This window comes from Leyella stercorea, assembly GCF_021531655.1.
The window spans coordinates 1-11,882 of record NZ_JADYUF010000034.1 but is presented as its reverse complement, the minus strand read 5'-3'; the positions used below and the strand labels follow the sequence as shown (position 1 = coordinate 11,882).

The 11,882-nt window shown below is 44.6% G+C and carries 6 protein-coding genes, 2 tRNA genes and 1 pseudogene; 5 read left to right on the top strand and 4 right to left on the bottom strand.

Annotation, left to right across the window (positions count from 1 at the left end):
* Positions 1–36 precede the first annotated feature (36 nt).
* A complete protein-coding gene (locus I6E49_RS10265) occupies positions 37–2,556 on the bottom strand; it encodes an endonuclease MutS2 (RefSeq protein WP_235402148.1) in 2,520 nt (839 codons plus the stop codon).
* Positions 2,557–2,929: 373 nt separating this feature from the next.
* Between I6E49_RS10265 and I6E49_RS10260 the strand changes: the two genes are divergently transcribed.
* Both I6E49_RS10260 and I6E49_RS10255 read left to right on the top strand, forming a co-directional pair.
* Positions 2,930–3,014, top strand: a tRNA-Ser gene (locus tag I6E49_RS10260).
* A gap of 78 nt (positions 3,015–3,092) precedes the next feature.
* Positions 3,093–3,177: transfer RNA gene (locus I6E49_RS10255), tRNA-Ser, on the top strand.
* A gap of 168 nt (positions 3,178–3,345) precedes the next feature.
* On the opposite strand, the gene I6E49_RS10250 is transcribed toward I6E49_RS10255, so the two are convergent.
* From I6E49_RS10250 to I6E49_RS10240, 3 genes are all read right to left on the bottom strand, one after another.
* Complete coding sequence (locus I6E49_RS10250; RefSeq protein WP_235402146.1) at positions 3,346–4,803, bottom strand: DUF3843 family protein; 1,458 nt, start codon at positions 4,801–4,803, stop codon at positions 3,346–3,348.
* Between the two features lie 133 nt (positions 4,804–4,936).
* A complete protein-coding gene (gene ettA / locus I6E49_RS10245; protein WP_235402145.1) occupies positions 4,937–6,634 on the bottom strand; it encodes an energy-dependent translational throttle protein EttA in 1,698 nt (565 codons plus the stop codon).
* A 158-nt stretch (positions 6,635–6,792) separates the two neighbouring features.
* Positions 6,793–7,287: a very short patch repair endonuclease gene (locus tag I6E49_RS10240; protein WP_235402143.1), complete on the bottom strand. Its 495-nt coding sequence runs from the start codon at positions 7,285–7,287 to the stop codon at positions 6,793–6,795.
* Between the two features lie 179 nt (positions 7,288–7,466).
* Between I6E49_RS10240 and I6E49_RS10235 the strand changes: the two are divergent.
* From I6E49_RS10235 to I6E49_RS10225, 3 genes and pseudogenes are all read left to right on the top strand, one after another.
* Positions 7,467–7,742 (top strand): annotated as a pseudogene (locus tag I6E49_RS10235) (GDP-L-fucose synthase); the annotation flags it as partial.
* Positions 7,743–8,769: 1,027 nt separating this feature from the next.
* Positions 8,770–9,957, top strand: coding sequence for an ATP-binding protein (locus I6E49_RS10230; protein WP_235402142.1), 1,188 nt, complete (start codon positions 8,770–8,772; stop codon positions 9,955–9,957).
* Between the two features lie 17 nt (positions 9,958–9,974).
* Complete coding sequence (locus I6E49_RS10225; RefSeq protein ID WP_235402141.1) at positions 9,975–11,816, top strand: hypothetical protein; 1,842 nt, start codon at positions 9,975–9,977, stop codon at positions 11,814–11,816.
* The last annotated feature ends 66 nt before the right edge of the window (positions 11,817–11,882 follow it).

The following is an 11,882-nucleotide window of genomic DNA, read 5'->3' as shown; positions in this document are numbered from 1 at the left end:
TCTAACTTCCATTTTGACACATCCTTTTTTATATCCTTAGAAATCCACCACAGTAATACCCGCACCGCCAAACTGCACATGCTCGTCCTTACAGCTTGTCACATTAGGCACCGACTGCAAGTATTGACGTATGAGCTGACGCAGAATACCGTTGCCCTTGCCATGCAGAATGCGCACACGCGACATTCCTACAAGTATCGCGTCGTCGACAAAGTGCTGCACAGCGTTCAGAGCTTCATCGCCACGCATGCCACGCACGTCAAGGTCCTGACGGAAGTTGAGCTTGTGCGAGTCGATAGTCTGTCGTGTCTCGCGACTGATGGCAAACGTTGCAGGCTGTGTCGACTCGGGCTTCTTGACGGTATGCTCAAGCCGCGACGTCTTCACCTTCGTTCTCACGTCGCCAAACACCACAGTTGCCTCCTTGCCCTGCACTGTCTCCACAGTGCCCACAGTTGTCAGACCACGCATACGCACCGTGTCGCCAGCAGCAAACGTCTGCTGCTCGGCACTGGCTGATGGCGTTGGCAGCTTGGTTCCGATAGTAGTTGGCTTGCCTGCGTTCTCCTTCTTCTCCTTCTTACGCTTTTCGCGACGTTCCTTGCGTTCCATTATCTGGCGCATTTTCTTCTCAATGAGGTCATCGGCCGACTTAGTGTCAATCTCGCTGACATCCTCCTTGAAGGCGTTCAGCTCCTCACGCAGACGCTTCGTCTCCTCCTTCTCAGCCTGACACTCGCGTATCTCGCGTATGGTATTCTCGATATTGCGGTTGCTCTCCTTGAGCAGTTCCTGCGCCTGCTCCTTTGCCTGTCGCAATATGTCCTTGCGTTTTTGCGCAAGTTCCTTTATCTCTTCTTCATATTTAGCGATAGCCTTCTCCAGGTCTTTCTCGCGCTGGTGCACACTCTGTCGTTTGTTTTCCCAGTAGCGTTTGTCGCGCACTATGTCCTGCAGATACTTGTCGCTCTGAATATAGTCCGACCCTACGATGGCGCTCGCCTCGCGTATCACCTCATCGGGTATGCCCGTCTTGCGTGCAATCTCTATCGCAAACGACGAACCGGGCTGACCTATTGCCAGCTGAAACAGCGGTCGCATCTCATGGCGGTCGTACAGCATGGCACCATTGGCTATGCCGTCGTGCGAGTCGGCATAATGCTTCAGATTCTGATAGTGGGTGGTTATCACGCCCCAAGCATGCTTCTTCACAAACTGGTTGAGCACAGCCTCGGCCATGGCACCGCCTATCTGCGGCTCGGTACCCGTACCAAACTCGTCGATAAGCAGCAGCGTTGCCTCGCCAGCCCTACGCATCATGTTCTTCATATTGAGCAAGTGGGATGAGTAAGTAGAAAGGTCGTTCTCGATACTCTGCTCGTCGCCTATGTCAATCATTATGTCGTCGAACACGCCCACCTTCGAACGCTCGCTCACGGGTATTGACAGTCCGCACTGCAACATATACTGTAGCAGTCCGACTGTCTTCAGACACACCGACTTGCCTCCGGCATTCGGACCCGAGATGATGAGTATATGGCGGTCGCTCGTAAGCATTATGTCGAGCGGAACGATAGGCTTGTCCTGCTTCTTCAGCGAAAGCCACAGTAGCGGATGGCGCGCCGTAATCCAGTCGACAACCGGACAGGCATTGACATCAGGCTCAATGGCACTGGTGAGACGTGCAAATTCCGCACGCGCGCGTATGAAATCTATCTCAGCCAGCAGCTGATAGGCATATATTATGTCGTCTACATGCGGTCGTACGAGCTTGGAGAACTCCGTAAGTATCACGATTATCTCGCGACGCTCATCGGCCTCAAGCTCACGTATGCGGTTGTTGGCTTCAACCACTTCCGTAGGTTCGATGAATACCGTCTTGCCCGTCGACGACTCGTCGTGTACAATACCCTTTATACGGCGTTTCATGGCAGGAGCCACGGGCACAACCAGTCGGCCGTCGCGCAGCGTAGGCGTAACGTCCTTCTCCACCAGACCCTCGCTCTGCGCCGCATGCAGTATATTATATAATGTACGCGAGACGCTGCCCTCTGCCTTGCGCAGCTGCGAACGTATTTCGGCGAGACGCGGCGAAGCCGTATCCTTTATCTTGCCATACTTGTCCAGAATCTGGTCGATACGGCGGATGAGGTCGGGAAAGGTCAGCACATCCTCGGTCAGGGCATGAAGCGTAGGATAGTCGTAGTTGCCGTCATCGTCGCTACGGTTCAGAAACTTCACTATACCCGATATCGTCTCAAGCGAACGACGCAAGTCGAATATCTCGTTCTCCTCAAGATGAGTACCCTCAATGCGTATACGCTTTATCGAAGCGCGCATGTCAAAAAAGAACTGAAGCGGGAAGTCGTCGGCTTCCTCCTGCATACGGCGGAACTCGCGGGTCTGCGACAGGGCAGTATTTATGCGTTCGGCATCGCAGGTGAAAGCCATGTCGTCCACCTTGTCCTTGCCAAGCTGGCTCAGACAGTAGCCCTTCAGCAACGAGCGAATCTCGTTGAACTGTATCTTATTCTCAAAATTATCTGGATAAATCATGGTGCAAAGTTACTGAAAGGTTGCTTAAAAACGGCAGAAAACACTGCAAAAATCCCAATGTAATCCGCTCCTATTTCAAAAGGACTCCTTTTGGACTGCAAAAGGACTACATTTGGACTGCAAAAGGACTACATTTGGACTGCAAAAGGACTCCTTTTACAATGCAAAAGGACTCGTTTTGAACAGCAAAAGGACTCCTTTTGAAAAGGAAACACGGGAAAATCGAAAAAATATTGAAGTTATCGCAAAAAACAAGCGAAAAAAATTGGTGGAATAAATAAAAAGCATTACCTTTGCACCCGCAAATAAGCAATACGACTGAATGAGTCGCAACATGTAGCAAGACTACATCTACCGGATTCCAACACCCCATGGAGAGATGGCAGAGTGGTCGAATGCACCGGTCTTGAAAACCGGCGTACTGAGAGGTACCGGGGGTTCGAATCCCTCTCTCTCCGCTATATGTAGTGAAGCTATGAGTTCCGAACATTCCGGAGCATTGCTTATTTCAACTCGACCAACCATACACACCCCATGGAGAGATGGCAGAGTGGTCGAATGCACCGGTCTTGAAAACCGGCGTACTGAGAGGTACCGGGGGTTCGAATCCCTCTCTCTCCGCAGCAGAGTCCTGTAAATCGCAAGATTTACGGGACTTTTTTTGTTATACACCTTTTGCTTGCGCTGGACTCAATAAAAAAAAGGGCTCAAACAATATTGCTATGTTTAAACAAATCAATATTATTTGAGCCCTTTTACTTGGATTTAAGTATTACCTCTTACTACTCATCAATAATCATGATCCCAATAAAGATGTCTGCGATGATGGCGAGCAATAAAATCGATATTACGTGTAAATATCTCCTTACCCAATTCACTTGGACAGTTACTACTCAGATCTCCATCCTGCAGCATATTATTCTCAAGCAGATAATGCAGCAACTCCGGATGCATGGCTTCTATATTAATCACAGCATCCATCGTTTCTCTTTGCAATGTAGGCGCATCACATTTCCCATAGTAAGGGTTGTAGCTGCATTTTATAGCATGAACAATTTTGGGCGCAAAAATAATTCCAGCCTTTTCCGAGATAAAGCCCACCTGCGGACCACTTGGCAAATTACGGCAGACAGCTGTCGTGTCCATCCCCTCTGCAACCATCTTCAACCATTCTTGCAATTGTTTCGTGTCATACAAGAATGCAAGACGCTTACCCTCCGTACGTTTCATATATAAAGGGTAGACACGTTCGTAAGACCGCTTCAATTCTGCCTGATGCTCATGCATATTGTCATACATCTCTTTCTTTGAATTGAACACAACGCCATTATTTTCCCAATCATTATCAGCATACTTCACAAGCGCCGCACAAACATATGAACCTTTATAGAAAATGTCAGGATAAACGTTCTTCAACTTATAATCCTCATCATCCGAACTCTTCAGCACAGCGTATTCCGAATCAGCATCTATCACCTCGAATATATCCTGCTGGCAATATTTCAGGTTCGTTAGTTTTTCTGACTCACCGGGCATATTGTTCTCTAAATACATGTCTGCCAGCCACAGATGAGGCATTTCCGCCATTGGGCCGATCTCACTCCTCATGGAGAAAGTAGTTTCTGCGTAGTACGCTGCTTCACCCTTACTAAACCTCGATAAGTAAGAATCCAAATATTCCTCAAACCGTTCATCAGACAAAGGAGAACAAAGAAGATAGGAACGACGAAGCCATATTAATACACGCTTCAACTTGAAATAGTCGTTAGCCACATCTTCATTGTATATAAAATCATACAAAGAATCGTTCACATCCACATCATCATCCTCGGTAAGCACCTCCATAATGTGATTTGCTGCACTCTCCCTCATTGCTAAAGGATTGAGAAAGCGGTCGTCAAAGTTACGGGACAGCACAATCCATACCAACAGTTCCACCTCCTTGGCATTCACCTCATTCTTATCAAGAACTTCAAAATCATCAAAGAATGGCAAAGGGCGTTTATAAGCAAGCTGGTGCTTATGCACAAAGGCATTCCATAGGCCTATACCAGACATCTTATCCTCATAATAGATTGCCGCATTTATGGCTATCTCTTTCTTCAGATTATCTGCATAAGGCAAGTTGATATCCATGTCCTTTATCCTGTCGTGAATACGATTTGCGACATCCACATACATGGGACACGGCTGTATACCAACCGGATAGTATGGAGAGAAATCATACGGAAAAATTGTTCGCTTCATTTCTATATTATGGTTATAAGTGATTATATCAAAAAGCGAATTATCATAAACTATAAATGAATCCTATGCAAATGATTTCACAGATGGTTTATGACAATTCGCTTAATTAAGAAATACCGCCTAAGCTCTCCGATTAGTCTTCCATCAGCTTGCGATAGCGTCCCTTCTTGATTTCCTCGTTGCCCATACGGCGAGCCTTGTTAATCTCGTAGTCAGAGTAGCTGCCCTCGAAGTAGAACACTTCACCATTGCCCTCAAAGGCGAGGATGTGCGTACAGATACGGTCGAGGAACCAACGGTCGTGGCTGATTACTACGGCACAACCGGCAAAGTTCTCCAAGCCTTCCTCCAGTGCACGCAGTGTGTTCACGTCGATATCGTTGGTAGGCTCGTCGAGCAACAGCACGTTGCCCTCCTGCTTCAGCGCAAGAGCCAGCTGCAAGCGGTTGCGCTCACCACCCGAAAGCGTGCCGCAGAGCTTGCTCTGGTCGGTACCCGAGAAGTTGAAGCGTGAGATATAGGCGCGAGCGTTTACGTCTCTGCCACCCATGCGTATTGTCTCATTGCCCTGCGATACCGTTTCGTAAACCGATTTTTCAGGGTCAATATCCTTATGCTGCTGGTCTACGTAGGCAAGCTTTACGGTCTCTCCTACCTCGAATGTACCTCCGTCGGCCTGCTCCAATCCCATAATGAGTCGGAAGAGCGTAGTCTTACCGGCACCGTTAGGACCGATAACACCCACGATACCGTTAGGCGGCAGCATGAAGTTGAGGTCGTTGAAGAGCACCTTGTCGCCAAAAGCCTTCTTCACATGTTGTGCCTCGATAACCTTGTTGCCCAATCGCGGACCGTTCGGTATGAAAATCTCGAGCTTCTCCTCGCGCTCCTTCTGCTCCTCGCCGAGCATCTTCTCGTAAGCGTTAAGACGTGCCTTACCCTTAGCCTGACGTGCCTTAGGAGCCATGTGTGCCCACTCCAACTCACGCTCCAGAGCCTTGCGACGCTTTGAAGCCTGCTTCTCCTCCTGCATCATACGCTTGGTCTTCTGGTCGAGCCATGAAGAGTAGTTGCCATGCCATGGAATACCCTCGCCACGGTCGAGCTCCAATATCCATTCGCTCACATCGTCGAGGAAGTAGCGGTCGTGCGTTACGGCAATCACTGTACCCTCATATTGCTGCAAATGCTGCTCCAGCCAGTCAATGCTTTCGGCATCAAGATGGTTGGTAGGCTCGTCGAGAAGCAATACGTCGGGCTTCTGCAGCAGCAGTCGGCAGAGTGCCACACGGCGGCGTTCGCCACCTGAAAGGTTAGTAACGGGAAGGTCACCCTTAGGACAACGCAATGCAGCCATAGCACGGTCGAGCTTAGAGTCCATGTTCCATGCATCAGTGGCATCAATAATATCCTGCACCTCCGAAAGGCGTGCCATCAGCTTGTCCATCTTGTCGGCGTCAGAGTAATACTCCTCCAATGCGAACTTAGCGTTTATGTCCTCATACTCGGCAAGTGCGTCGTACACCTTCTGCACTCCCTCCATAACATTCTCCTTTACGGTCTTCGCTTCGTTGAGCGGTGGGTCCTGCGGCAAATAACCCACAGTATAGCCAGGGCTCCATACCACTTCGCCCTGTGTTGGCTGTTCCAGTCCGGCGATGATTTTCATCAGCGTTGACTTACCAGCACCATTCAAACCGATGATTCCGATTTTTGCGCCATAGAAGAAGGACAAATAGATGTCCTTCAAAATCTGTTTGCGGTTTTGCGGGATAATCTTCGATACTCCCACCATTGAAAAGATAATCTTCTTGTCGTCTACTGTTGCCATATGTTGATAGTTGAAATTACTTAGGTTGCGCAAAGATAAGAAAAATATGGGACATTAACCGCCTAAATGCTAAAATCCAAACATATAATCTTTAGTTTTTATCAAAAATCCAAACATATAATCCTCGTATTTTTGCTAAAATCCAAAGAAATAGTTTTTCATTCCACATTGGGTTCTGCTGCCATTGATCTTTCTTCCTCTGGTATTTCATAGCGTCGTACGCTATGGTCTTTAAGATATATACGGTTGAGAGTGAACGCCAAACCTTCCAAGGTCTTTGCTCTTACAGCCGGCTTCAACTGACATTCCCACACCGTGATGCAATGCCATCCCATTGAAGCAAGTCTTTGCTGTTCTGCCAAGTCACGAGCCTTATTGCGCTCTATCTTTGCTTTCCAAAAATCTGTGTTAGTCTTTGGCAACACATAATACTTGCAGTCCTGGTGCCCATGCCAAAAACAACCGTTTACAAAGATTACTGAACGATACTTACGCAGCACAATATCCGGATGACCAGGCAGACGAGGGTGGTTCAGCCGATAGCGAAACCCTCGGCAGAACAGGTACTTCCTCACCAGAATCTCCGGCTTGGTACCCTTCCCGCGTATCGATGCCATACAACGATGGCGTTGCTCCTTGGTCAGTTTGTCCATAATTTTGCGATGTGCTGCCTATCTTATGCAAAGATAGAAAAATATATCGATAAGTCGTGGATATCTATTGATTTTTGATAGATTTCCACGGGAAATCGCAACTTTTTCGGGGTTTTGCTCTCAAAATACGCAGTATGAAGAACACATAACATAAAAGATTATTGGTTTATGAGCAAACAGAACATTGCCCTCATCACGGGCATTACCGGTCAGGATGGCTCTTATATAACTGCCACATCAATGTTGGTACGGGCAAGGAACTTACCATACGCCAGCTCTCACATCTCGTAGCCAAAGCCGTAGGCTTCGAAGGGACGATTGAGTTTGACACCAGCAAGCCCGACGGCACCATGCGAAAACTCATCGACGTAAGCAAACTGCATTCGCTCGGATGGACACACAAAGTGGAAATAGAAGAAGGAGTGCAGAAGCTCTTCGAATGGTATAAAGAATAATGAAATTGCAACCGCCCCTGTTACAATATTTGCATTTCTAACCGCTCAAAACTGCGAGCTGAACGCACAACGAAATCTTTGGCTCGAAATTCGTGAGTTTTGAGCGTGCAATATATATATTATTTACACACAACAACTTACAGCGTTAACGACGGAAATGTGCAATTTTACACAATACAAAAGTAATCCTTTTCATTGCAAAAGGACTACTTTTGCATTGCATTTTGGCCTCCGTTGCATTGCAAATGGAGCTTCTTTGCCCTCCAAAAGTTGTCCCTTTGGAGTGCAAAGAAGCTCTAATTGAATAAAAACATGGTGTCGGACACCGCTAAAACATATAAAAACGGCTTCTTGAATCTCTATAATCGATTTTTATTTTGTAATACTTTTTTACTACATGTCTTATATTTGCATCCTTTTTTCACAATAAACATCTCATGCAAAAGACTGTATTTCAATTAATTCAAAGAGCGATTTGTCCACTTTAACGGGACAGTAGTGATTGCATCTAAAAAAGGAATACTTGCATGATACGATTGTCATATATCAACTGGAAAGGTGGAAGGGAGGTATGATACGATTTTTTTTACTGGATGTAAACCACTCCATATTCCGGATGAACCTTTATTATTATCTATTTTTTCGACATAGTCACAATATAATGACCTTCTAAAGCAGTAGAAGTTAAAAACGAGCGCCTCTTTTCTTTATATCTTTTAATCCGAATCGGTCATTAGGGTTTGCTTGGATTTTTATTTTTAGGAGAGTGGATTTTGTTTGGGTTTTAATGAGTAATTCCAAAGAATACTTTTGTAAAATAATCAAAAATATACATGCCAGATGCGGTTATTTCAGCTAAAAGTTCTATATTTGCCATCGAAAGATGGAATTTTACTCAGTCCGTTGAGTAAAATTACTCAGTCGACTGAGTAAAATTATTCATTATGCTGAGTAAAACAACTTGAAAAGCCCCAATTAAATATAATAAGACTATACATATCACATTATCATCTATAAGCAACAGACCATGTACAAAAGAAAGATATATGATACCATCATCAAGAGATTAGGTGAACAAAGAATGTTCATTCAAGTAATCATGGGACCACGACAGATTGGAAAATCTACCGTTATCAAGCAAGTATTGGATGATTTAAGTAAACCGTTTCTTTTCTATTCTGCCGACACCATACCTTCAACATCTGCCACTTGGATTAGCGATTGCTGGAATAATGCGCGTATTCAAATGCGCACACAAGGACTTGAAGAAATGATCTTGGTTATTGACGAGATACAAAAACTTAAAAACTGGAGTGAATATGTAAAGAAAGAATGGGACGCTGATAGTCTAAATCACATCAACATCAAAGTGGCATTATTAGGCTCATCAAGGGTGTTATTAGAAAAAGGATTGGCAGAATCTCTCATGGGACGATATGAGGAAATCAGAATGAGCCATTGGAGTTATCCGGAAATGAAAGAAGCCTTTGGAATGACTATTGAACAATACATCTATTTTGGAGGCTACCCAGGAGCTGCCATGCTTATTGGTGACGAAGAACGTTGGAAGAACTATGTTAGCGGAGCCATTATTGATGCTACTATAAACAAAGACATCTTGATGGATTCTCCAATAGGAAAGCCTGCTCTGCTTCGTCAAACTTTCGAATTGAGCGTAGCTTATTCGGGTAAGATACTCTCACTAACAAAAATGCTGGGAATATTGCAAGATGCTGGCAACACAGTTACATTGGCAGGCTATCTAAATCTTTTGAGCGATAGCGGACTTGTCACAGGACTACAGAAATTCTCTATAGATGTAGCCCGCAAACGTGCCAGTATTCCTAAATACCAAGTGTACAACAATGCCTTATTGAGTTCTCAATTAGGTTTAACTTTTCAAGAAGCCGTTTCTGATAGTAAGCAATGGGGACAATTCTTTGAATCAGCCATAGGAGCCTACATATTAAGCGAAGCTTTTACCCATCGTTTTGAAGTCTTTTACTGGCGAGAAGGCAACGACGAGGTTGACTTCATCCTCAAGAAGAATAAGAAATTCATAGCTATAGAAGTAAAAAGTAATGGAGAGGCTTATACCACGGGCTTAGAGCGTTTCCGCAATCTATTCCATCCGTCGGCAATATTTATCGTAGGCGAGAAAGGTGTCTCACCAGAAGTTTTCTTGAACATGGATCTAAGAAAACTATTTGAATAACTTAATGACAAATAATTATGGCAACAAATAAAATACGTGAAGAGGAAGTAAAGAATAAAATTCGCCAAGAATTCTTCCAAGATTATGATGCAACACCAATATTGGGCGACATAGACTTTGCTGTAACAACAAAAAGATCAAGTGAGGACGAGCTATCCGACCAAGAATATTTCTTATGGGCAGAAGCTAAAGCAGGAAACACGGAAGATATCTATGCATCTTTCGTGCAACTCATCATTACCATAGGTAAAGCCCATACACACGAATCGTACTTGCCACCTCGCTATCTTGGAGCCTTCGATGAAGAAAAGATTGCCTTTATCGAATATCACCACATTGTAAGTGTATTCTATCAGAATGACTTCAACTGGAATGTCACTCCCTCCAACCATAGCACCAAAGAGTTTCACATGCTCTCCGACTTGCTGAAAGAGAAACTCAAAAAGGAGATTAGGCTCTTCTACCTACATAAAGATGAAAAGGAGCTAAGAAAGTTCATTCGCTCTAATTTCAAGTTGGGGAAGCAGCGTACTAACGGTATCAATATAACAAAGAATAATTTCACTTATATCTACAGAAAATGGGTGGAAAAGGTCAAACCGTCTATCACACTTGATTGGGAAAAAGCTAAACAAAATGGTATTATTGACGCAGATTTCTTTCTTGCAGACATCTTCTCTAAGGAAAACACAACCCTTAGAGATAGGCTATATGTATTGCTGAAGAAGAATCATTATGAACTTGACCGTAAGATAGACTCCGCAGGGCTTTTCGATTCTAAGAAAGCACAGTTCAACGACAACCAAATTGCACACAACCAATTTTGGAATCTCTACGTCCGCCCTCCACGTAAAGAATACTGGGAATATATTGCTAATCGTAGAGACTTACTTGTTCCGCAAGACATCAGAGAGCGCAAAGGTTCATTCTTCACACCTCAATGCTGGGTAGAACTCTCACAAGAATACATCGCTAAAGATTTGGGAGAAGACTGGCAAGATGAATATTACATTTGGGATTGTTGTGCTGGCACAGGGAACCTTCTTGCTGGCCTTACTAACAAATATCAAATTTGGGCAAGCACATTAGACCAAGCAGACGTTGATGTTATACACGACAGAATTGCTAATATGGAAAAGGTCGGTACTGCCAACCTTTTGGATAGTCATGTATTTCAATTTGACTTTCTCAATGACTCTTTCGACAAATTACCTTCTGGTCTAAAAGACATCATAACAAATGAAGAAAGACGCAAGAAACTTATTATTTATATCAATCCACCTTGTGCAGAAGCCAGCAATGCAAGAACAGTTACAGGAACGGGTAGCAACCGAAAGGGATTAGCCTACACCTCTACAAAAGACAAGTACAAGAAAGAACTTGGAAGAGCAGGCAATGAGATATTCGCACAATTCTTTGCAAGAATAGCAAATGATATTCCTGATTGCACACTTGCCTTGTTCTCTAAACTGAAAGCACTACAAGGTCCAAACTTTTCTGGATTTCGAGCTAAATACCAAGCAAAGCTCAGTAGGATGTTTATCGTTCCTTCAAACACATTCGATAATGTAACAGGGCATTTCCCATATGGTTTCCAAATATTTCACCTGGCAGAGAAAGAAGAGTTCGTATCTTGCATTGCTGATGTTTACGACAGCAAAGGCAATCCGATTGGCTGCAAGAACATCTATTCTTGTAAGGGAGGCGAACTAATCATAGACTGGTTCAGAAAGTTTTACGACAAACAAGGAGACCATCTTGGATACCTGCGATTCTTAGGAACTGACTTTCAAAATAACAGAGGTGTGTTCTTGACTTTAGCACCATCTACCAATGACCTAAAACAGGTAAAAACCTGAGTTCGGGATAAGCGACTGTCGTTTTTCTTGCTATGCCAGATTTCCGATAGGTGCATATTACATTTG

Coding starts and splice junctions, on each gene's coding strand:
- I6E49_RS10265 (WP_235402148.1), bottom strand. CDS start 2,556: ATGATTTATCCAGATAATTTTGAGAATAAGATACAGTTCAACGAGATT.
- I6E49_RS10250 (WP_235402146.1), bottom strand. CDS start 4,803: ATGAAGCGAACAATTTTTCCGTATGATTTCTCTCCATACTATCCGGTT.
- ettA (WP_235402145.1), bottom strand. CDS start 6,634: ATGGCAACAGTAGACGACAAGAAGATTATCTTTTCAATGGTGGGAGTA.
- I6E49_RS10240 (WP_235402143.1), bottom strand. CDS start 7,287: ATGGACAAACTGACCAAGGAGCAACGCCATCGTTGTATGGCATCGATA.
- I6E49_RS10230 (WP_235402142.1), top strand. CDS start 8,770: ATGTACAAAAGAAAGATATATGATACCATCATCAAGAGATTAGGTGAA.
- I6E49_RS10225 (WP_235402141.1), top strand. CDS start 9,975: ATGGCAACAAATAAAATACGTGAAGAGGAAGTAAAGAATAAAATTCGC.